This window comes from Tichowtungia aerotolerans, assembly GCF_009905215.1.
In the GTDB taxonomy this organism is placed as follows: Bacteria; Verrucomicrobiota; Kiritimatiellia; order Kiritimatiellales; family Tichowtungiaceae; genus Tichowtungia; species Tichowtungia aerotolerans.
In genome coordinates, this window is record NZ_CP047593.1 from 1,530,040 (window position 1) to 1,553,616 (window position 23,577).

A 23,577-nucleotide genomic window follows, 5' to 3' on the forward strand; every position below is an offset into this window, starting at 1 on the left:
CTTTCCGACTTTTAACGGGTTTCTCCCTGTCCGCCGTAGCCTTGGCGAAGGTGAAACCACATAGGAACATCCGAGAGGCTCCGAAGAGGGGATTGTTTAGCCACGAAAAACACGATAAATCACAAAAACAGATCGATTTTAACAGTTTTAACGACACCCTAATGCCTAATGCCTAATGCCTAATGCCTAATGCCTAATGCCTAATGCCTAATGCCCAATGCCTAATGCCTAATCTAGTAATTTGTCGCTTCGCCTCTTCCGGCAAAGCTGAAAGCACTTCCGCCCGAGGGATCAGGTTCAGACCTTCGGAAAGCATCCTGTTGATCCTGTAAATCCTGTCAAAAAGCTCCGGATCTTGGGAAATACGGCAGAGATGCCGCGCCCACATTTTCCAACCATTGGAAACAGATTGGTGGAACCTGATCTACGAGCAGGTTCTGAACGCGCCCGGAGGTTGCGTTCCACCTTTTGCGTTCTCTGCGTTCTTTCGCGGTTAATTCTTCTCCAAAAACTCAGCCATTTTGGTTTTCAGGTCGCGGAGGATATCGCGGTATTCGGGGTTTTGGTGGAGGCTGGCGGTTTCGAACGGGTCGGCCTGATAGTCGTAGAGTTCAATGTTCTGGACGGCTCCGTTTTTGATCCATTCGACGTAGCGGTAGCGCGGGGTGCGCAGGGCGTAGCCCATAATTTTTCCGCGCGGAAACTGGCTGATGGAATAGTCTTTGATTGCTGAGGCTGGATCTTTGAGGGCCGGGACGAGGCTTTTGCCCTGAAGTCCTTCGGGCGCGGGGATGCCGGTGAGTTCACAGAGGGTGGGATAGACGTCGACGAATTCGCTCATGGTTTGCGCTTCGGCCGAGTCATAGCCCGGCGCAGAAATAATCAGTGGCGCTTTGGTGGCCTGTTCATAGTTGGTGTGTTTGCACCACCAGCCGTGGTCGCCGAGGTGCCAGCCGTGGTCGCCCCACAGGATGATGACGGTGTTGTCGGCCGCGCCGCTTTGGTCGAGCGCGTCGAGCAGGCGGCCGATCTGTGCGTCGGTGTAGGAGACGCAGGCGTGGTAAGCGTGGATGAGCTCGGCGTGGCGGTCGAGCGGCAGGGGGCCTTCGGACGGAATGCCGGAGTAACTGCGCAGCTCGCCCCAGGTATGGCCGGCGTAGCCGGGGGCGCCTTCGGGTTCGTGCTGAACCGGCGCGGGCTGGAACTGGCTGCGGTCGTAGAGGTCCCAGTATTTTTTCGGAGCGACGAAGGGCAGGTGCGGCTTGTGGAAACCGACGGTGACAAAAAACGGTTTCCGATGTTTGGAAAGTTCTTCGATCTGTCCGGCGGCCCAGACGGCCATGGCGCCGTCGGCGTAGGCGTCGTCGGGCACATCGATGCACTCGAACGGCGGGCGGGCGTTGAGTTCGACGAGCCGGTCTTTGCGTTTTTTCCAGCCTTTGACGCCTTCACTTTCGACCTGTGCAAAGGCGTCGTTAACGGTTTTGCCCTGATATTGCAGGTCGGCGGGAACGGGCCAGCCGTCGGCGTAAGTGAGGTGCTCGTCGTGCATGAAGGGAACGGACCACGAAGGCGGATCTTCATTGCGCGAGCCGTGCATGACTTTGCCGCAGCCGAGGGTTTCGTAGCCGTGTTCTTTGAAAACCTGCTGCATGGTTTTTGCGTCGGGCAGGTGAACGCGCAGGTCGGTTTTAAGATCGGTGACGCCGGTTGTGTCGGGGCGCAGACCGGTGAACATGCTCATGCGCGAAGGAGCGCAGACGGCCTGCTGGCAGTAGTTGTTGAGAAAGACGGTGCCGCGCGCGGCAAGCCGGTCGATGTTCGGTGTTTGAATGGTTTCGTCGCCATAGCAGCCGAGCATCGGTTTGAGGTCGTCCACCGTGATGAACAGTACGTTCGGCTGTTCAGCGGCAAGTGCCGCCGCAGCAACCAGAGTTCCGGCAAGTGTTTTTATGATCATGCGGTTATGATTTCGAAGGGAACAAAATCATTCAAGGCTGTACCGCACTGATTCGGGGCGGGGTTCTGCTGATAAAGCGAACTATCAGATCTCGTTCAGAACCTTTGGTGTTGAACGAGTCAAACGTCGAAAAGTCGCAGGACGAAAGTCTGTTTCTTTTGACCGTAGACCTTCAGACTTTGGACCATTGCAAAGCCGGATGCTTTGCAAATTCCTCTATTTGTTGGGCGTGTAGCGGTTGCGGTAGGCGCGGGGCGACATGCCGGTTTCGCGGTTGAAGGCGAAGCTGAGGTTGGAGCTGTTGGAGTAGCCGCAGTCCCATGCGATGGAAGAGATTTTGTCGTCGGTTTCGACGAGCAGCCGCTTGGCTTCGTCGAGCCGGATGCGGCGCAGTTCGGTGGCCGGAGAGGCGCCGAGGTGTTTGAGGAATGCTTTTTCCATGCCGCGTTTGGACATGCCGGCGGCTTCGCCGATGTCGTCGAGGGTGATCGGTTCGTTGAAGTGCTCTTTGATGTATTTGAGGGCGGTGACGACGGACGGGTGTGCAATGGCCAGCGCGTCGGTGCTCTGGCGCAGGATGACTTCTTTGGGTTCGATGAGCACCGGCGGTGCGTCGTTGGTAATTTCGCCTTTCATGAGGCGGTCGAGCTGCTGGGCGGCGCCGTACCCCATTTTTTCGAGGTTGGTGTTGATGCTGGAGAGCGGCACGGCGAGGCAGTCGCACAGCAGTTCGATATCGTCGACGCCGAGCACGGAGATTTCTTCGGGCACATGGATGCCTTTACGCGAGCAGATTTCGATGAGTGTGGCGCCGAGGTTGTCCTGCCCGGTGAAAACGGCAAGCGGGCGGGGGAGTTTTTCGAGTTGGTGATAGATCCGTTCTTGATGCTGTTCCCATTTGCCGAGCAGGCGATCGGGTGACTGATGAATTTCGTACACGTTTTCTTTGGGGACGCCGGCGTTTTCCAAGGCCTGGAAAAATGCTTTTTTGCGCAGGGTGTTTACCTGTACGGCGGGCCAGCTGTAGTAGGCAAAATGTTTGAAGCCGCGGTCGATGAAATGGCGGGCGGCCATTTTGCCGACAGCATTGTCGTCGACGGTGACGCGCGGGGTCGGGGAGGCCATGTTCTGAATGGTGACGTCGACTTTGGGCATGTTCAGGTCGTCGATAAATTTACAGAGCGGTTTACCGTAGCAGGTGATGGCGCCATCGGCGGGCCATCCGTGCGGAACAAAATGGCCGGAAAAGAGGTAGGGGGAGAGGTGCCACTGGTGTTCGGTGGCGTAGCGGACGATGCCTTTGAAGACGCGGCGGTCGTACCAGTGGAAGGCGAGGAGAATCGTGACGGGTTTTTTGTCCATGGAGCTGTAAATAGGTCTGGAAGTTCATTTTGTCAATGGCAGAGGCGTTAAAATCAGTGATATAATGAATTCGTGTTGGCTGAGTTGTGTTGCATAGTGTACGCGTGAAATGAAAGGAATCTTCTGATGAAACACCGTTTATCCGCTTTGTTTTCGCTGCTGTGTGTCGCTTCTGTCGGGGCGGCGGTTCGGACGGAACACCCGAATGTGGTTTTCTTTCTGGTCGACGACATGGGCTGGCGGGATTCAACCTGTTACGGCTCGGAGTTGTATGAGACGCCGAACCTGGACCGTTTGGCGAGCGAAGGTGTGCGGTTTACGCAGGCGTATTCTTCGCACCCGCGCTGTGTGCCGGCCCGCTATTCATTTATGACTGGAAAGTTTCCGGCGCGCGACGGAATTCCCGGCGCGTCTTATAATATGGACGCCGGAGAGTTCACACTGGCTGAGGCGATGAAGGCGGGCGGTTACGCCACGTTTTTTGCCGGCAAGTGGCATTTGCAGGATACCGACGATCAGGCTCCGGAGAATCAGGGCTTTGACATCAACATCGCCGGCGGACATGCCGGTGCACCGGGGTCCTACTTTTTTCCGTATACCAAGGCGAAAAACAAAAATCATAAAACAGAAGCTCCCATTCGCGGACTCGAGGACGGGGTCGAAGGGGAATATCTGACCGACCGCCTGACGGATGAAACCATAGAGTTTATTGAGGCCAACACGGATCATCCGTTTCTGGTTTATCTGTCGCACTATGCCGTGCATACGCCGCTGGAAGCCAAGCCGGAGCTGGTTGCGTATTATGAAAACAAGCTGAAGAAACTGGATTTCGATGGGCCGGAGTACATTGAAAAGGACGGCACCACCAAGATGCGGCAGGACAATGCGGTATATGCTGCGATGGTGCACAGCATGGACGAAAGTCTCGGCCGGGTGATGGAGTCGCTCGATAAGCTCGGTCTTGCGGACGAAACGGTGATTGTTTTTACATCCGATCACGGCGGGCTTTCAAACCGCGGGGTCAACAGTCAGCGACCGTTGGCGACGAGCAACCTGCCGCTGCGTGCCGGGAAGGGGCATCTGTATGAAGGCGGCATTCGCGTTCCAATGGTTGTAAAATGGCCGGGCGTTACGAAGGCCGGTGCCGAGACTACCCGCATTGTTACGGGATCGGATCATTATCCTTCTGTTCTGGAAATGGCCGGACTACCGCTGCGTCCGCAGCAGCATCTTGACGGCATCAGCTATACGGATACGCTGGAAGGCAAAGACGCCGCTCGTTCCGGTCCGGTTTTCTGGCATTCGCCGATGGGGCGACCCAACCAGACCGGCGACACAAACAGCAGTGTGATTCGCGATGGCGACTGGAAGCTGTTCGAGTTTTTCGATGAAGGGCGTGTGGAGCTCTATAACATTGCTGCTGATCCGTATGAGACCACGAACCTCGCAACCCAGAGACCGGATATTTCAAAACCGCTCCTGGAACAGTTGCATCAGTGGAAACAGGACGTATCCGCTTTTATTCAACACAAATAGCGTCGGTTGATCGGCTGACAAAGAAGGCTGATTAGGGCCTCTTTTTTCATTCCTTTCGCTCCTGCCGTTAAGTGCTTAAAATAAGGATGGGATTCTGAATTGCGCACTAAACAAATTCCGGGTTTGTTTATGCAGAAAAGCCACATGCTTCTGCTGCGTCTGTCGATTCTCGGCGTTTTCTTTGTGCTGATGCATTATCCGCAGTCCAGCTCGGCCGGCGAGATGAATCCAGTATTATAACCGGAAAGGGATTTTAGAATAAAAGACTCTGTATATGAGCGTGTTGCTTGACATTTGGTATACCAGTGTTATTTTTATTGTTTTTTAGAGGGAATGGGGGACATGGTGATAAAGCGATGTTTGAATTTAATCGGCTTTTTAGCTGTTGGCGGCGTGATTTTTGCTGCGGGAGAATCCCCGTATCGCACGTTGCCGATGCTTCAGTCCACACCCGAAACAGAGAGGCCGCTTTCGCTTGGGTTTACGACCCATGCTTTGCTTCCATGGTTTGGAACGAATGAGCCGCCGGCGCTGCTGGTGATGGGGCATGGCGGTTATTTTGAACATCGGAATCTTATATATCGCGCGGAGTCCAAAGACGGAGGGAGAGAAATGTTTTCTTTGCCGGCGGACTATCCGGTTTATGACAGCGGTCAGCCGCTGACTGAACTGGAGCCCGGGCGGAGCATTCCTGTTTTGAGATCCGACGGGTTGTTTGATGTGATACAGCCTCAAAAATGGATCTATCATGTAAATTCGGGAGTTGTCGGGGCTCCGAAGTTTGAACTGTCTTATGAGCTCGAATTTAAAGACGTACCGAAAAAAGGGGATGTCTGGGTTGAAGATGTGACGGGTGATGGGGTGCCGGATGTTCTTATTGGCGGAATGACTCATCCGGGCGAGAAGTTCAAGATGTATCCCGATCATCCCAAGGAGAAGGGGCCTTGGGGCGGAGTGCCGCATCCTAATATGGGGACTTTGCCGGATACGGATATTCAGAACTTTCGGGGATACGACATTGCGGGTAATTGGATGGGTTATCCGGTTCGTAAATATCTTTGGTGGGCAAAAGGAATGCGTGAAGAAAGCGGGAAGCTTTCATTCGGAAAGTGCCGCAACGTGCTTTTGGGAAGCGCCGATTATCCGGTTCAGTGGCAGTGCTATGATGACAGCATGGCTCCGGTGGTAATGGATCTGGAAGGCAGTCCGCATATTCTTCTGTTTTCTGATAATAATCAGGCCTATGCGCTGCAGGTGCGCGGAGAGGACGGTGTGGAGCTTCGGGTTGGCAAGCCGCGGCCGTTGCTTAAAGACGGTGCTCCTATGTTGTCTGTAAATCGGCCAAAGGTGATCGGCAAGGGGGATCTGAACCTGGATGGTCGGATGGATTTGGTGATTGGATCGGGTGCCAACGGGCGTTGTACTGTTTTGAGCGGATCCGCTCCGGGGAATTTTGAAGATCTCGGGAATATTTTCTGCAAAGGCGGTCCTTTGGCCGGGGATACGCTGGCTTTGCCGGTGCGTGTTGACTGGACCGGAGACGGATATAAGGATGTGATTATCGGTGGAGGCTCGGGCGAGCTTTCGCTCTGGGCCGGAACCGCAGATCCGTTTGTTTACGATGGATGCAGGTTCTTTAAGACGCCGGCTGGATTTGTCCGGCATAGGCCAGTGGACGGCAATTTACAGGGCAATAATGAGATCGCCTGGAGTTACATTCAGCCGGAAGTGTTTGATTGGGACGGCGACGGAAATCTGGACCTCATTACTAATGACAATGAAGCCAAGCTGTTTTTCTATCGTGGAACCGGTTCCAGTGTAATGCTCGAAGAGCGGAAGCGGTTTCTGATGGGCGGCAAGCCGCTGCCTCTCGCCTGGCGCAGTCGTCCGGCGGTGATTGACGGAAAATATGGTGTGGCGGGGGATGCCCGGCCCTGTCTGCTGTTTATGAAATGGGACAATACCTATGCTGTCGCTGTGCCGGATGCCCGGGGAAGTTTGAATATGGAGCGGGTGGTAGACCTGCGGGATGAGGACGGCCTGCCGATCCGTACCAGCGGGCCGGCCGGTCTTTCCGGCCGTACGAAGTTGTCTGTTGCCGACTGGGATGGGGACGGTGTGTGGGATATTGTAATCGGATCCCAGCAAGCACTGCAGCGTTATTTTCGTCAGCCGGAGCGTGAATCGCCAACGGCTGCACCATTCTGGCTGCGGAATGTCGGTTCAAATGAAAAGCCGGTTTTCCAGCTTCCGCGTATGATTACATTTAAGGATGGTTCTCCGATTCATCTGAATAAGCACAATTTTAACATTTGGCCGACCGATTTGAATGAAGATGGCTTGCTGGATATTATTTTTGGAGATGATGAGGGTTTTATATTTTACCTCGATCGAGATCCGTTGGCTTGGAATGAGAGTATCGAGGCTGATCGTCAAATGAAGAAAATGGCGGCAGGCACCGGCATTTCAGCAGTGCCGTATGTATCGGGAGAAAAGGTTTTTGTTGAAAACTGGGATTATCCGGATCAGTCGATGTCGGCACCGATGAAAAAAGGTGATGGGTGGGCGAATGGCTGGAAGAGTCGTGGTTCGGCAAACAGGGTGCGCACATTTTCAATGAATCCTTTAGGGGTGTTTTCATTGGCCTCCACCGGAGGCTATGCCGCACTGAGCGGGGAAGGAACGGGAACTTCTGTGATCGAGCGGTTTTTGGCTAACCCGATTGATTTTAATCCGGAAAAAGAAACTGTGTTTACATTTTCACTGGTTTATTTCCGTGAAGATAATTTAGATAATGCAGGAACCGAAGTGCTGGGGCTTTTCGGTTTGAACACTGTTGATGGGAAGACACTTTGCGGTGTTGAGATCAGCTCTAATGAGGCGTTGGCGTTGACGCTGGGCGGGAAAATGGTGTCTACTGAAGACTGTAAAGTAAGTTTTAACGGCGGCTATGTGGTGCAGGGAAAACTGGTTGTTCGGCCTGAGGGGGACAACGATGAGCTGTTCGTTCGGTTGAGTTCGGATATCCCCTCCGGGGACCCTTTGCAGTGGGATTTGAAACTGGAGATGGATGTCGATGGTGTGGCATCTGTGTTTCAACAGCGAATTATGAAGTATGCAGGCTGGCTATATGTTGATAATTTGCAGATGCATGCAAAGTAGTTCTAAAAATGCAGGCGTAAGGATTTAATTGAGGAGACAGCGATGGCCGGAGCGATGAAAAAGGAAGCGTATCAGTTTATTCTTCAGAAAATGGTGCGCGGTGAACTTTTGCCGGGAATGCAGATATCGGAGCTTTCGATTGCTGCTGAACTGGGTGTCAGTCGCAGTCCAGTGCGTGATGCATTGAGTCAGATGGTTTCAGAAGGCATGGTTGAACGGGTTCCCAGGTATGGAACGGTAATCAAGCAGTATTCTGCTCAGGAATTGGCAAATCTGTATGACTTACGCGTGGCACTGGAAAGTTATGCGGCAGCTCAGGCCGCCCAGAAGATTACTCCGGAGATGCTGGAAAGGCTGGAGGAAGCCTGCGAGCGCATTAATGCCATTGCTCAGGAACTGAAAAAAAGCGGCAATGGGCAAATCACCCCAGAGATGCTGAGTGAGATGTTCAAACAGGACATGAACTTTCATCTGATCATTTTGCGGGCAACCGGGAACCAGCTGCTGCTCAAGAGTGCTTATGAATCCAGACTGATGACCCGGATTTTCGGAACATCCAGAATTGAAAGCTTTGATTTGGAGCATGTGGCTGGAGTTTATCGGTTCCATTGCGAGGTTTTGAAGGCGATTAAGCAAGGGGATGCTGAAATGGCACGGGTGACGATGGCCCGCCACATTTCTTCCGGTAAGGAAGGAGCGCTGAAATTTGTTGCTGAGCATCAGCTTCATCAGGAGCGTGAGGCGTTCGACGATATTGCTGAAACCATTATCAGCAGTGCGGGAGAGATTTAACTGCCAGATCACCTGATGTGTGTAAAGAACAGCAAAATGTGGATGTGTTAGTAGGTGGGCATGATCAGTCTCGGCTGGGAGCATGATCTGCGCGGACTGGACGTTTACTAATTTAGTTAAGTAAAACAGATTACGATATGAAATCATGCAGACTGGTATTCCAGCGGTATTTTAAAGGAGTGGGGACAAATGATAACTCGGATGGGTACTAAAGTCTGTGCGGTGGCGCTGTTGATCCTGTCTTCAGCGTCGGTTGTGCGGGGAGTATTAATTGCTTCTGATAATTTCGATTATATGTTGGGAACAGTCATTGCTTCCGGGGGCACATTGGGAAATGCGGGGGAAAGCGGATTTCTTAATGAATGGAAGTTTTCAGCTCATAGCGGTGAAGTGGTTGAAAATCTGAATTTTCCCGGGGTGGAGTCATCAGGAAATGCACTCAAAATTATTCGCAATAATTCGGGGTCCTTGTTCCGCGGCATGAGGGCTCCTCTTACGGGGGCATACTATGTGGGCATGATCTTTGTTCGTAATGATATTGATAACGGCGGCGGTGAGAACTGGCGCTTAGAGCTTAGGCATTCGGCCGGGTATGCCGGAATTGAAGCGTCCAGTGTCAAGTACCAGATTGGTTCTTCGAGTACGGAACTGGCCGAGGTCAAGGCGGCCGGTGCAACGGCTTCCAGCTATGGGACAAAAGCGTATGGAATCGGAAGCCCTGTTTATGTGTTGGCCAAAGTAGAGATGTCAGATTCAGGGCCCGATACTGTTTCGATGAAGTGGTATGATGTCTTTGACGAATTTCCAGCGAAGGAGAGTGGTATTGTGTGGGATGCGGTCAGCTCCGGTGAGTTTGCTCCCGGTGCCGGATGGAAACTGATTCTTCCATCGCACATCGATGAGATGATCATTGACGAGTTCAGGGTTGGAACAGAATTCGCTGATGTAATTTCCGGAGGGAAGCCGGGAGAGTCGTCAAGTGATCTTTCAGAGCAGCAGGTAGACAGCGGTCGGTGTTTGATTGCCGCAGCGGAAGCCGGACGTTGGTTGAAAGGCGATGCGCCGCAGTTTGAAGCCGGGCAGCGGGTTTGTTTTCTGGGTGACAGCATTACTCATTACGGGCACTGGTGGACTTATGTCTGGAGTTATTATATTTCACGGTTTCCTGAGTGCCCGCTCGTGTTTGTAAATGCCGGGATTGCCGGCGATACGGCGGGAGATGGATTGAAACGCTGGCCGGCGGTACTGCAGGCGGCCCGTCCCAATCTGGTTTGTGTAATGTTCGGAATGAACGATATGGATCGGTCTGCATATCGAGGAGAGGGGGCTCCGGGAGTGCAGGAAAAATCTCTGCATCAATACGAAGCTTCAATGGACAGCCTGCTTGCGTGCATTAAAGGACAGGGACTTCCGACAATTGCTGTGACATCTTCTCCGTATGACGGACGGATGCGGGCTCCCGGAGTATCCAACGGGATTGAGAGAGGCAACGAAGGGTTGGCCCGTGCTGTTACGATTGTTGAGAGAGCGGCCGATCGGTATGGTGCTTCCGTGATTGATCTTCATACACCGATGACGGCAATTCAGGATGCACTTCAAAAAAAGGATCCTGCGCGAACGATTATTGGCCGGGATCGGGTTCACCCTGAATCCGAAGGATCGTGGATTATGGCGTGGAATTTTTTGGCCGCACAGCATGTTCCCGCAGAGGTGGCCGCATTTGTGCTGGATTATAAAGCCGGAAAAATTAAGGAGACGGTCAATTGTCAGAGTTCAGCGGTAAAAGTTGATCACGATGGAATCATTATCAGTTACAAGCCGGAAGTTTTGCCGCTTCCGGTGTTCGATGGATACAGGGCCGCTGATACAGTGGTTCCCTTAACTGATACATTAAACCGCGAAGTCATACAGGTGCAGAACCTGCCCGTTGGGAATTACCGATTGATATTGAATGGGAAAGAGGTCGGAACGTGTTCCGACAAGGTTTTGCATGAAGGGTTAAATATCAGCACTTTGCCGTCCAATCCGAATCAAAAGATTGCTTCGGAGATGATGAAGCTGCTGATGGAATATGTTGCTCTCTGCCGGGCTAAGCAGGAGATCACGTATATGAACCTGCAGCGATTAATTCCGGTAGGAATGGATGTCGACGATGTTTCGGCGGCCAGAGATTATTTCACGAATGTCTATAAACCTCATCATGGGGGCGACCGTAAGCGGGTTGAGGCCTATTTGAAGTGGCGCGGAAGGGAAGAGCAACTGCAAAGGGAGGCAGACAGTATGCTTGCATCTGTTTATGCAAGTGCGCGCCCTGTCCCTGTTGAGATTATAATTTGTGCGGAATAGATCTTTTTAATTGACGGATTACGCGCCGGATGAGATAAATAACACCTCTGGTATACTACGTGAATTCTAGTGAAGCATTGCAGAAGGGAGAGAAGAGATGAGAAGTTGGTCGAGTATTAAAGCATGTGTAACAGTGGCTTGTGTCCTGTTTTTGGTATCGTCGGCGATGGGGACATTGGTTGCCTGGGATAATTTTGATTATCCTCTGGGGACAACAGTTGCTGCCGGCGGGACATTAGGCGCTGAAAGCACGAATGGGTTCAACAATGCATGGAAATTTACAACACATTCCGGAGAAGTCGTTGATAATCTGGAGTTTCCGGGTGTGGCATCGTCCGGAAATGCGCTCAAAGTGACTCGTAACACTGGCGGCTCCCTCTTTCGCGGCATGAGTTCTTCTCCGGCCGGCACATACTATGTGAGTATGATTTTTTTCCGGAATGATACGAACGACGGCGGGGGTGAAAACTGGCGTTTAGAGCTTCGGCATTCAGCCTCATACTCTGGAATCGAAACATCCAGTATTAAATATCAAATCGGTTCTTCGAGTACAGAGCTGGCTGAAGCCAAGGCTGCCGGGGCGTCGGCTTCCAGCTACGGAACCAAAGCGTATGCTGTTGGGAGCCCTGTTTTTGTGCTGGCCAAAGTGGAGATATCAGATTCGGGATCCGATACCGTTTCGATGAAATGGTATAATTCGCTGGATCTCGTTCCAACATCGGATAGCGGGATCGAGTGGGATGCCGTCAGTGTCGGTGAGTTTGTCGCCGGTGCAGGGTGGAAGTTAATCCTTCCCTTATACATTGGCGAGATGATCATCGATGAATTCCGGGTGGGCACAGAGCTGGTCGATGTTGTGCCGGCCGGCGGGCCTTCGCTGCTTGTTTACGATAATTTCGATTATACTTTGGGAACAACCATTGCCACGAACGGGACCATGGGGACGACAGCTAACGGGTTTGCCAACGGCTGGCTGTTTGACGGTTATTCTGCCGAGGTGGTCTCCAACTTGAATTTTTCCGGGGTGGAATCCTCCGGGAATGCGCTCAAGCTTATTTATGAGGAACCGGGACATTTGTTTCGGGGTATGCTCAGCCCTCTGTCGGCCGGTACATACTATATGAGTACGATTTTTTTCCGGGATGATGTAAATGATGGCGGTGGAGAAAACTGGCGGTGGGAGGTTCGGCATTCCAGCAGCCATTCATCCGGGCCGGCTTCGTCCGTCAAGGTGTCGCTGGGCAGTACCAGTGGTGAACAGGTGGATTTGCAGGTTGCCGGTGATGCCGCTCAGGTCGGGGCTGCAACTTACAATATCGGGGCGCCGGTTCTCATGCTGGCCAAGATTACCATTGATGAGTCCGGCGCGGAAATTGCATCAATGAAGTGGTATAATATCGGGGATACGCTTCCAACCGAAGACAGCGGCATTGTGTGGGATGCGACCAGCACAGGGGAGTTCTCCGGAGGCAGTGGCTGGCTGTTTGCGCTGGGGCAGTATAATCAGGAGTTCACTATCGATGAATTTCGGCTGGGGCGGACCGTTTCCTCTGTTGTGCCGGCGGGCCCGGTTTTTTCCGGATACGAACTCTGGTCGGCAATCCATGTTTTGCAGGAAGGTCCGTTCGGCGATGATGATGCGGATGGTCTGAGCAACCTTTATGAGTACGGTCTTGGCGGCGATCCGACCAACTCGGCCGATCAGGGCGTCTCTCCGGAAGTCGGCGTTATTGCAGACAACGGGACCAATTGGTTCAGCTATGTCCATCCCGCCCTGGCGCATTCAAACAGCGGAGTCAGTTACTCCCTTGAGTTGACGGATGATCTGATTGCCGGCTCCTGGACCAATATCGGATATGCCATTGCCGGTACGAATGTCACCGGTGGTGCGCTCAACTATGTGTCGAATCGGGTCTCGACGCTCGATGCTGATCAGCAGTTTATCCGGCTGATTGTTGAACAGCAGTAAGTTGATCGCGAATGCGAATGTTATAATAAACTGTTAGGTAAAACATGGCTTTCAAAGCCATGTTTTACTGGATAGAGCAATTGCAAGGTTGGTATGAAAGGTCATTGGTCAGCTTTTCAGGTATATGCCATGTTGATAACGGTATTGCTTGCTACGTCATCGGCGCGTGGAAGTCTGCTTGTTCATGATAATTTTAATTATGCGGCGAATACGGTTGTGGCACCGGGAGAAACCCTCGGGAGCGCTGCTGATGGCTTTTCCAATCCCTGGAAATTCAGCGGCTATTCGGGGGAGGTGGTTGCGGGGCTTGAATTTCCCGGGGTTGAATCCTCCGGAAATGCGCTCAAGGTCTGCTATGAGGGGGCGGGGTATCTGTTCCGCGGCATGGCCAGCTCTTTGAGTGCCGGTACGTATTATATGAGCATGATCTTTTTCCGGGATGACGCGGATGACGGCGGCGGAGAAAACTGGCGGTGGGAGCTTCGGCATGCCGGCAGTTACGCCTCCGGGCCGATTTCTTCCATCAAAACATCGCTGGGCAGCACTAGCGGCGAGCAGGTGAACCTGCAGGTGGCCGGTGATGTGTTTCAGGTCGGCGTTGCCACTTATAAGCCGGGGACTCCGGTTTTCATGCTGGCTAAGATAGCTATTGATGATTTCGGTGCGGAAACGGCCTCAATGAAGTGGTACCGGTTTGGGGAGCCGCTCCCGGTTGTGGAGAGCGGAATCGTGTGGGATGCAACCGGCATCGGTGAGTTCACCGGTGGAAGCGGCTGGAATTTTGTTCTGAACAGCAATATTCCGGAAATTACGATCGATGAATTCCGGCTGGGAACCGAACTGTCCGATGTTATTCCGGTTTCTCCGCTAAATCTGCCGCCTGCGCACCCTTCTTTTCAGCATGTATTTAACTATACAGCTCATTATCAGATCTATAATGACGAATCATCTCCCCGATATCTGACAGCGGACAATGCTGCCGGTTATGCGGATGGCAGTCCGATCAAACTGTCGGATGCAAACGGGCAGTTGACCCAGCGCTGGGTCCTTGATGCATTCCCGGACGGACAATCCCGAATTCGCAGTTTTAATGCGCCTTATTTTGTTCGGGCCAATGCGGAAGACGGCGGGTGGAACAGCGGTGATCCGGTTCAACTTCATTCTTGGATGGACTGGAGCAGTCAGAAGTGGACGCTGATACCGCAGGATGACGGCCATGTGTCTTTTAAAATTGCTCCCAACGATTTTTATATGAGTGCAGAAGCTGTCTCCAATGATGCTCCAATTGAGCTTGATTCCTGGCAGGATGAATCCCGTCAGAAATGGGTACTGGATATTCAGGATACGATACAAAGCCCTTATATTCTTCGGGCTGCCGATGGGAATTTGCTGGCATTTTTCCGCTATTCAACGCCCATTGCCTCGAATCAGGGATTGCTGTATACCTCACTGGATGATGGGCGGACGTGGTCGTTAAAAACGGCGTTTGCTCAGGATATCTACGGGCCGACCCTGTTTGTTTTGAACAATGATCTCTACATGCTTTATGTCAGTATGGAAGATAATACAAAACTTCAGCTGAAAAAGAGCGCCGATCACGGTGCCAGCTGGAGTAATCATGTGCTGGCTGAGTTTCCGGATGGTGTTGAAACAAGCGGCGGGGCCGATGTGCTGATTAAAGACGGAATTCTGTATTACGGGTTTGCTGATCGGGGCGGTCCGGGAGGATGGCCGTCTCAATACCGTTTGCGTGTGGCGTCATGTTCCGTCAGCAGCGACCTGATATCGGCGTCCAGCTGGAAGGTAACCGCTCCGTTGGAATTTCCTTCTTCGCCGGCGGTGTCCGGGACGCGGAATGGGTGGCTGGAGGCCAACTGTGTTGCGGGTCCGGATGGCCGTGTTTGGGTGGTGGCCCGGGTGGATAAGGTGTCCGGAGGGGATGTGGCTGCGGTGCTGAAGGTTGCAGCGGACCGCACGGCGCTTGAGTTTAACAATCAGTATCCTGCACCGGGAAATGAAACCGGATTTATTTATGCTCCGTGGGCAGGTTCGAGCAAGTTCCACTTTGTTTATGACGATGTTTCCAGCCGGTATTTGGTGATGTGTAATCCTTATCTGGGCGCGCCGCCATCCAGCAGCAGCCATCCTTATGTTCGCAACATACTGGCGCTCTACGAGACAACGGATTTAAAAAATTACCAACTGGTAAAAACGCTTGTTGACGACGATTCCTTCGAAGACTGGAACCAGTCGAGCTTGCGTACAGGATTCCAGTATCCGGTATTTATAATTGATGGGGAGTCACTGAAGTATGTTGTTCGTACGGCTTACAGGAGTTTCGATAACTACCATGATGCAAATATGGGGACCTATCACGAGCTGGAAAACTTCAGGGAATACCTCTCGCCCGACGGCGAGCTTGCCTACTATAGGTTTGATGCACCAAACGAACCGGGCCTTGATTCATCGAAAATGAAAGGGAATTTTTCTGATGTTGTCGGGGCAGAATATGCCCCGAATGGGAAATATGGAGGGTGTCTTTTGTTTGATGGTGTCGATGATGGGTTGGGATTGATGCATCGTGTTTCACCTAAGCTTCACCGGAGCAAGCAGGTAAGCGTTTCCGTCTGGATCAAAAACAATACCGGTTCCGGGCCGGTCTTCACCTCGGCGATTGATGGCGCTTTCGCCGGTTTGGCGCTGCAGGTTCTTTATGGAAAACTCCAAATGACCGCCCGCAGTCTTTCTTCCGATGCACTGCAGGCTCGGGAGTTCGCTTATCCTTCAACGGGGCAGTGGCACCATGTTGTTGCTTTGTGGGATTTTGAAAACAGTACCATGCGGCTGTGGCTTGATAATGTGGAGCAGGCCGGCAATGGAACCGTGGTGTTTGGCAGCGGGGAATACACTCGCGGCGCACCGGCATATCAGGATGCGATTGGCCGCCATTTTAATGGATCTCAATATTTTAGTGGAAATATTGATGAGTTTCACCTGTACAGTCGGGTGTTGAGCGGAGAAGAAATCTCCGCTCTGTTCTATGGCCCGGGATATGGCGAGTGGGCAAGCGGTAACGGGCTGTCTGAAGGGCCGTACGGCGATGATGATCAGGACGGTCTGCTCAACCTCTATGAATACGGCCTTGGCGGAGACCCAGCCAATGCGGCAAGCCGGGGTCTTGCGCCGCAGGCCTCTGTTACTAAAGACCGCGGAACGAATTGGTTCTGCTATGTTTATTCGGTTCTGTCGGCTGTCGATAACGGGTTGTTTTACTCCCTTGAGTTGACCGACGACCTGGCCTCCGGGGTTTGGACAAACGGCGGCTACATCGTTGCGGGAACCAACGCGCCGGGCGGTGCATTCAATTATGTTTCGAACCGGGTGTCTGCGGTTGATGACGATCAAAAGTTCATTCGGCTTGTTATTGAGCAGCAGTAATCCGCCTGAAGTTCGGAAGAGTAATTTTTATATAATAGAAAAAGGCATTGAAAGATGGATAATATGCATGTGTTGGACCTGATTGTACTGGTTCTCTATTTCGGAGCCACATTGGGTCTCGGGTTGTATTTTTCGAAAAAGAATACGGATACAGAGGAATACTTTTTGGGAGGACGATCTTTTCCCGGGTGGGCGCTGGGTTTGAGCCTGGTGGGAACCTGTATGAGTTCTGTAACCTTTATTGCGTATCCTGCGGACGGCTTTAAAACAACGCTGGTTCGTTTGACGATGGTGCTCGGGTTTCCTTTTGTTGCCTTGTTCGCTTCCTATGTGTTACTGCCGTTTTTTCGGCGGGGTACGGTTACCTCGGCTTATGAATATTTGGCGTTGCGGTTCGGGAAATCGGTCTCATGTTATGCTGCCGGCATTTTCTTTCTGATGCAGATTCTTCGGGTCAGCAGTATCCTTTATCTGGTGTCATTGATTATCCAGTCTGTGACCGGTCTGGATTTCATGATCTGCATGCTGGTCTCGGGAGGAATTACTGCTGTGTACACGGTCAGCGGTGGGTTTGATGCGGTTATCTGGACTGATGTGCTCCAGACCATCACGCTTGTCTTCGGGGCTTTCATCATGATCGGAGTTGTCATGTGCTGTTCCTCGGAAGGGTTCGGTGAGTTGATGGCCGCGGCATGGGAGTACGGAAAAATGTCTTTCACCAGAGATTTAAACACCTCAAGCGGCGCGCTGGAGCCGTTGGCAAAAGGATTCTCTCTGAGCGACAAAACCTTCATCATGTTGCTGATTGTCGGAGTTGCCCAGTTTTTAAACGGGCAGTTCGATCAGACATCTATTCAGCGCTGGTGTTCTGCAAAGTCCGCAAAAGAGGCCCGCAAGGCGATTTTGGTTTTGGCGCTGAGTGCGGTTCCGATCTGGGCCGGCTTTATGTTTGTGGGAACTGTACTTTGGGCGTTTTTTCATTTTTATCCCGATCCTGTTGCGACCGAAATTCTGAACGGTGTTCGCAAAGCGGAAGAGCTGGTTCCTTATTTTGTCGTGAAGTACGTTCCGCCGGGTTGGGCCGGGCTGGTGATTGCCGGCGCAATGGCTGCGGCCATGTCCTCGCTGAGCTCCAGCATCAATGCGGCGAGTATGGTTTGGGTTCGGGACATCTATAAGCCCTACATCGCCAAATCCATGAGCGACAAACACTATCTCAAAGTTGGATTTGCCGCTTCCGCTGCGGTGTCGCTGTTGATGTTGGTGGGAGCCTATTTGTTTAATGCATCCAATGCAAAAACCCTCAACGATTTGGCGATGATTCTGGGCAGTGTCTGCAGCGGCGGTATGCTGGCCGTGTTCCTGTTCGGCGTGTTTACCCGGCGCGGTGATTCCCGATCCATCTGGGTTGCACTGGCGGCAAATGCGGTTTTTGTGAGCTGGATGCTTCTCAGCCATCGCGGCGTGCTTTCCGGCGGGTGGACCCTGGCGGTTGACTTGTACTACAGCATACTGCTTGGCAACCTGCTGACTTTTGCTGTTGCGCTGCTGGCCAGTCGATATCTTAAGTCCAGAGGCAGCGATTTGACCAACCTGACGGTCTGGGATCAGGAAAAGACACCGTTGGTTTGATTTTGGCGAGGGCGTGTTCTATAGCATTTCTGAAATAGCTGTAGCCGTTTGCCTGTGGCGAACGAGTCGCCCACAGGGCGCCTTCTAAAGAACAATGATTCTTTTAGCGTGCGGAACGGTCTATCCCTTTTTGATGATCAGGTTGCTGTAGCCGGCCTGTTCGCCGGTCATGACGCAGGCGTAGGCGTTTGCTGCACGGCGATAGAACGCAAAGCGTTCGATGCGTTCGGGGGTCGGAGCTTCCGGGGAATGCTTCCGGATGGTGTTCATATATTCGGCTTCAATTTCCGGGTCCAGTGCGTCATTTCCCGCCGGCGCCATCATGAATAATGGATGCTCATAGGTATCCAGTTCGAAGAGTGGCATAATTCCTTCGAGCAGTTCGGTAACACGCAGGCCGTCCGCCCGAATGACGTTGTTGCAGCACGAATGCCCGGGGAATTTTGCATCCGCCAAAACCAGTTCATCGCCATGTCCCATCTCGGCCAGGATTTTCAGAAGCTCCGGACTAATGATCGGTGAGATTCCTTTCAGCATGTTCTTGCTTCCTGCTGACAATGATTTTGAAACACTTCTTTTGCGGCATAGTAGGCAGGCTTGGGGGTTCCGTCGTAATTGATGATGGAGGTGTTGTTACCCACCGGCATGCAGTCGTGCCCCATCCAGATCAGAACCCCGGAGCAGCGCGGGAATCTCTTCTTGCACCGGGTCAGAGCGAAAGCCAGAAAGTCCGCCTGTCGCTTCTGGGATTTTTCAACATAGTCTTCCAGATCGCATTTGTTGGAATCATTCGCCAGCCATGGTTGAAGCCACCATGCCGAGGTATGTCTCCAGAAGGAATTGTCCAGGGAAATAGGGGCAACAGGCATTTCCCCGGCATAGCGGCGGATCAGGGTCGCATCACTTGCTCCGGCCACACCCGTCTCCGATCGGAGCAATGCATCGTCATGATTCCAGTAGTTGTGCCACTCTTCCTCGGTGCTGCAGTAATCCCATGGGCCGTGGACGTGATGATGAAGTCCTTTGCCTCTGGTTTTATCCGACACAGCGAACTCAGGGCCGCTGGGAGAGGTGGGCAGATAGGATATGCCGGGGGATTCGGCTGATACGACTTCGCCCAAAGCCTGCAGGGCTGGGTGGGTTTCATCCAGGGGGCGGATATTTTTTTCATGGTCAGGAACTGTTGTCAGTTCGTTGCCGCCGCACCAGAGAAGCAGCGAAACATGATGGGAGCGCCTTCTGACATAATCGCAGGCAACCTCACTCAGGCGGCAGATGAAATCTTCTTCAACCGGAGGATAGTTTTCACACCCTGAGGATGAAAGCGGAAAATCCTGCCAGACAAGTATGCCCAGTTCATCGCATTTTTCGTAGAAGTATTCTCGCTCCAGATGTCCGCCGCCCCATACCCGTAATACATTAACGCCCATTTCATGGTAGAGCCGGATCAGTTGGTCATAGCGTTCCATGTCGAAATCTGGATAGTCCAGTAAGACCGGCGTCCAGTTGACTCCCTGCAGGAAAAGTGTCTGACCGTTCACTTCACAGAGGAGCGGACGGGCGTTCTCCGGAGCGCCTTCACAGGGCAGCCAGCGCACATGCTTAAACCCGATTTTGCTCCTGAGGATTGATATCTGTTGATCCTGTGTTTCGTAGAGCACTTCTATGTCGTACAGGTCGGGGGCTCCCTGCTGATTGGGCCACCACAGTCGGGGATTTTGAAGATGAAATTCCTGTTCCTGACTGCCCGGTCCAAGCTCAGCTTCATATTCAATCCGTGTGTTGGTTTTTCTGTCGCAAAGCACAAGACGAAGTGGGATGGCAGAAGAACAATGATTGTTCAGACGAAGAGTGATTGTTCCCGTCTGCAAATCGCGAGACAGTCTGGAAAACGTGTTTGTTAATGTGACAGAAGGGGAACCTGTAAGAAGGTAAAGCGAATCCCAGATTCCTGTGGGCACAAACCGCACCGACCAGTCCCAGCCAAAATTATAGCGGGGCTTCAGGTATTTTGAACGGGATGTGTAACCGACCTGCCCCTGTTCCTCCGGTGGGATGTCGAAAATAATACGCAGCCGGTGTTTCCGGCCATCCATTATCGTGTCGCCAAGGTTGATGGCATGCCGCTTCAGAGCGCCGGAAAACGTTCCGACAGTTTCATCGTCCACCAGAATCCATCCGGAATAATCGAGTCCTTCCGCCAGGAGTTGAACCGGTTCGCCGGTTGGAATCTCTCCTTCTTCAATTTCGGTTACAAATTCCCAGTGCCGGTGTTCGACCCATTCGCAGGCCAGTGAGTTCTGCTCGATGTTCCAGTCTGGAATAACTCCGTGCCGGAGCAGGGTTGTTTGGACAGAGCCGGGTAGAACCGCATCGTAGGGACCGCACTCCGGGCGAAGGAGAACCCCTATTTCCGCCGAGTATTTCAAGTCCCACATATAGGGTCGCCATGCCTGCATACTCCATGGACGATCCAGCAGTTTTGTTTGCTGACTCATAATCGATTTTTCGGATTTTGATTTGTTATTTTAAACCGGCCAGAACTTCTTCAAGCGAAATCTCGGCATAGGCGATGTGGGTGTCGGCTGCGCCGTAATAGATTTTGATGATGCCGTCTTCAAACAGCACGCCGTTGTTGAAAACAATATTGCCGAAAAATCCGTTCACCTCGTAATCGGCTTCAGGTTTCATGATCGGTTTTTCGCTGCGGCCGAGGATTTTCCACGGTTCATCCGCGTCCAGCAACAGCGCTCCCAGGCAGTAACGGTTGTTCTTGTCGGCTCCGTGATAGATTTCGAGCCAGCCCTCTTCGATGCGAAAGGGAACCGCGCTGCCGCCGACGCGGCCGTCGTCCCAGAATCCTTCGCGGGTCGTCAGGAAATTGCGGTGGTTTCCCCAGCACATCAGATCAGGGCTTTCCGCCATCCAAATACTGCGATGTTTGTATTCCGCGGAGGTGGGGCGATGGAGTGCATAGTATTTCCCGTTGATTTTTTCCGGGAAAATTTCGACGTCCTTGTTGTCGGGCGCGAAAATGACACCATGTCGCTCAAAGGTTTCAAAGTCGGTTGTTGATGCCAGCAGGGTGGTGATTCCGACGTCGGCTGTTCCGCAATAGTTAATGTAGTATGTGTCATCGATTTTTGTAATCCGTGCGTCTTCGATTCCGTACTCTTCGTACACGTTCGCAGGAAACATGGCGGGTTTTTCATCAATCGAGAAATGTATTCCGTCTTTGCTGCGCGCCAGACGGAGATGGGAGATCGATGTAAGGAACTGCTGCTCCGCGGTTCGCACAAAGCGTGAATCCGAATAATCAATGGATTTGTCTGTTCGGTCAAAATCACGAACAATCAGTTCGTTTTGTTCTGATGAAAAAATGGGAACCCGTTCGATAGCAGGATTATCATTCTTTGGAATTTCTGCCACGCGAAGCAGAAGGATAACTTCATCCTTGTAGCGGGTGACGCCGGCGTTGAAGGTGCATACGACTTCGAAATCCGGGCGTGACGGTTTTACGTCGCAGGGGCTGATTAACGGGTTTTCGGGATGTCTGATAATCATATCTTTGTTCTTTTTGCTGTCTGGTTTGTTGATGTTTAAACGACCGGATGGATTTCGGTGAGTCCTTCCCATTCCGCAGCCTCTTCTGCCAGTTTAGCGATGGATTCCAGATCGTCTTTTGTAAAGCGGGTATGAGGTTGTGTAACGACCGGCTTGATCAGGTTGAAATGACTCAGCACCAGTTTCCGCAAGGCCAGTCCGACGGTGCTGCTGTACGGCGCACAGTCGTTCATGCTGTTTACTTTGGCGATCCTGTCCAGATAAGCCTGTGATTCAAGCGAGTTGATTTTTGACCACATCTTGCTGGTCGATGACGGCAGAATATTTGCAGTGGAAGAGACGATCCCGTCCGATTCATGCAACAGGGCCGGGTCAAGTAATCCTTCATGACCGTTTAGAACGCGGAATGAATTCGGGTCGCGCAAGGCGAGCAGCTTTTTGAAATACTCCCTGTCTCCGCTGCTGTCCTTGATGCCGACAATATTCGGGTGCTGAATGAGGCGTTCAATCGTTTCGATCCGGATGGATGCCACGACTGTCCATGGGATATTATAAAGAAGTACTCCACGCGATGCGGCGTCAGCAACGGTCAGAAAAAACTCTGTCTGTTCATGTATATCATCGATCGGGAAGTAATAGGGAAGAGTAACGGTTATAAAATCCGCTCCGGCCGATTCTGCCGATTTCAGGTTCCGTATTGTTTGTTGTGTTCCGGCGTGTGAGCTGATGCCGGCATAAATCGGTATCCGGCCGTCTGCAGTCGAGACAACGGTTTCGATTGTGCGCTGCCAACTGTCTTGGTTTAAACGTGAAATTTCGCCGGTCGTTCCCAGAGTGAGAATTCCTTGTACGCCTCCGCCAATCAGGAAGTTTACGAGCCGTACAATCGCCTCGGTGTCTACGGATTCATCCTCGTGAAGAGGGGTTACCATTGGCGCAACAATGCCTTGTTTGAACTTCGATAGGTAATTACTCACAACCAGCTGCCTTTCAATAAATTATATTTTGGTTTCCTTCGTGACTCGTTGCGTCGGTCGACATGTGTCATGTCGGGCTTTCGGCACTTCAACATGTAAGATCACGCGGATGTTTTTCTCTGCCCGTCTAATTATGCCCCAGTAGTATACCAGTGGGAGAAAAAGGTCAATGCTCTTTTTGAAACATCCTCCGGTGATTGGGAGCAGGTTGTGGTGCCGCTATATAAATCATTAATTTCTCCGGCATTTAGTTTGCGGTTGTAAATATGGAATTCATCAATAGAGCCATCAAACCAGCTTGATCCGCTATAGTGGCACCCGATCCGGTCCTGATGCCGGGGGCTTCGCGGTAATAACCATCCTTGCTGAACGAAACGGTACCGCTGCCGGTCTGTTCAGCTTTATCGAGCCATAATCGCATTGTATCAGAGGCAAAGTCCCACTCTGCAACTACATGCCGCCAGATTCCTGTTCCCGAGAAGGGGAAATTGCGTCTCTGAAATGAATCAGTGGAAACGCTGCGCCCGACAGCCGTTATCCGGCGTGGTGGTATGAGCATGGCATTATTGCAGCCAATGCGGACGTTAATGACTACGCCCCGGTCAATCAGGGCCAGCTGAAATACATGGCGTGGGCTGCATATAAAGAGATGGAGCAGATCCATGGCGGCACGAACGGAAATGGAGGCGGGGCCGAAGTTTCCGGTGAGGTTCCATGATTTCATTCGCAGACTGGCGCCGTTGACCCATGTTCACGAATCGCCGGCAACGTCGGGATACGATCCGTTATTGACAGTATTGCGGTTGATACTGAGCAGCAGGCCTTCAACTCCGGAGCTT

At 52.2% G+C, this 23,577-nt stretch carries 15 protein-coding genes; 7 read left to right on the plus strand and 8 right to left on the minus strand.

The window, feature by feature from the left end:
- Positions 1–493 precede the first annotated feature (493 nt).
- The gene (locus GT409_RS06425) at positions 494–1,960 is read right to left on the minus strand and encodes a sulfatase (RefSeq protein ID WP_160628086.1); all 1,467 of its coding nucleotides are present in this window, start codon (positions 1,958–1,960) and stop codon (positions 494–496) included.
- A 216-nt stretch (positions 1,961–2,176) separates the two neighbouring features.
- Positions 2,177–3,322, minus strand: a complete 1,146-nt coding sequence (locus GT409_RS06430) for an AraC family transcriptional regulator (protein ID WP_160628088.1) — start codon at positions 3,320–3,322, stop codon at positions 2,177–2,179.
- 126 nt (positions 3,323–3,448) lie between these two features.
- Between GT409_RS06430 and GT409_RS06435 the strand changes: the two genes are divergently transcribed.
- The 7 genes from GT409_RS06435 (at position 3,449) to GT409_RS06465 (ending at position 18,197) form a co-directional block, all read left to right on the plus strand.
- Positions 3,449–4,858 (plus strand): sulfatase, encoded by a 1,410-nt coding sequence (locus tag GT409_RS06435; RefSeq protein ID WP_160628090.1) that lies wholly within the window; start codon positions 3,449–3,451, stop codon positions 4,856–4,858.
- Positions 4,859–5,200: 342 nt separating this feature from the next.
- Complete coding sequence (locus GT409_RS06440; RefSeq protein ID WP_160628092.1) at positions 5,201–8,020, plus strand: FG-GAP repeat domain-containing protein; 2,820 nt, start codon at positions 5,201–5,203, stop codon at positions 8,018–8,020.
- 42 nt (positions 8,021–8,062) lie between these two features.
- On the plus strand, positions 8,063–8,812 hold the full coding sequence (locus GT409_RS06445) for a GntR family transcriptional regulator (protein WP_160628094.1): 750 nt from the start codon (positions 8,063–8,065) through the stop codon (positions 8,810–8,812).
- A 189-nt stretch (positions 8,813–9,001) separates the two neighbouring features.
- Positions 9,002–11,158 (plus strand): SGNH/GDSL hydrolase family protein, encoded by a 2,157-nt coding sequence (locus tag GT409_RS06450; protein ID WP_160628096.1) that lies wholly within the window; start codon positions 9,002–9,004, stop codon positions 11,156–11,158.
- Between the two features lie 97 nt (positions 11,159–11,255).
- The gene (locus GT409_RS06455; protein ID WP_160628097.1) at positions 11,256–13,127 is read left to right on the plus strand and encodes a hypothetical protein; all 1,872 of its coding nucleotides are present in this window, start codon (positions 11,256–11,258) and stop codon (positions 13,125–13,127) included.
- 129 nt (positions 13,128–13,256) lie between these two features.
- Positions 13,257–16,565, plus strand: a complete 3,309-nt coding sequence (locus tag GT409_RS06460) for a sialidase family protein (RefSeq protein WP_160628100.1) — start codon at positions 13,257–13,259, stop codon at positions 16,563–16,565.
- Positions 16,566–16,619: 54 nt separating this feature from the next.
- Positions 16,620–18,197 carry a sodium:solute symporter family transporter gene (locus GT409_RS06465; RefSeq protein WP_160628102.1) on the plus strand — a complete coding sequence of 526 codons (1,578 nt, stop codon included), beginning with the start codon at positions 16,620–16,622 and terminating at the stop codon, positions 18,195–18,197.
- A gap of 120 nt (positions 18,198–18,317) precedes the next feature.
- Here GT409_RS06465 and fucU read toward each other — a convergent pair whose 3' ends face one another.
- The 6 genes from fucU to GT409_RS06490 form a co-directional block, all read right to left on the minus strand.
- On the minus strand, positions 18,318–18,734 hold the full coding sequence (fucU, locus tag GT409_RS06470) for an L-fucose mutarotase (protein ID WP_160628104.1): 417 nt from the start codon (positions 18,732–18,734) through the stop codon (positions 18,318–18,320).
- Positions 18,728–20,695: a glycosyl hydrolase 2 galactose-binding domain-containing protein gene (locus tag GT409_RS06475; RefSeq protein ID WP_160628108.1), complete on the minus strand. Its 1,968-nt coding sequence runs from the start codon at positions 20,693–20,695 to the stop codon at positions 18,728–18,730. The genes fucU and GT409_RS06475 overlap by 7 nt, the downstream gene beginning before the upstream one ends.
- A 25-nt stretch (positions 20,696–20,720) precedes the next feature.
- The gene (locus GT409_RS06480) at positions 20,721–21,761 is read right to left on the minus strand and encodes a glycoside hydrolase family 130 protein (protein ID WP_160628110.1); all 1,041 of its coding nucleotides are present in this window, start codon (positions 21,759–21,761) and stop codon (positions 20,721–20,723) included.
- A 35-nt stretch (positions 21,762–21,796) separates the two neighbouring features.
- Positions 21,797–22,738 carry a dihydrodipicolinate synthase family protein gene (locus tag GT409_RS06485; protein WP_269844990.1) on the minus strand — a complete coding sequence of 314 codons (942 nt, stop codon included), beginning with the start codon at positions 22,736–22,738 and terminating at the stop codon, positions 21,797–21,799.
- 131 nt (positions 22,739–22,869) lie between these two features.
- A complete protein-coding gene (locus tag GT409_RS16140) occupies positions 22,870–23,061 on the minus strand; it encodes a hypothetical protein (RefSeq protein WP_408647960.1) in 192 nt (63 codons plus the stop codon).
- Complete coding sequence (locus GT409_RS06490; RefSeq protein ID WP_160628114.1) at positions 22,986–23,462, minus strand: hypothetical protein; 477 nt, start codon at positions 23,460–23,462, stop codon at positions 22,986–22,988. Before GT409_RS06490 ends, GT409_RS16140 begins: the two co-directional genes overlap by 76 nt.
- Positions 23,463–23,577: the final 115 nt, after the last annotated feature.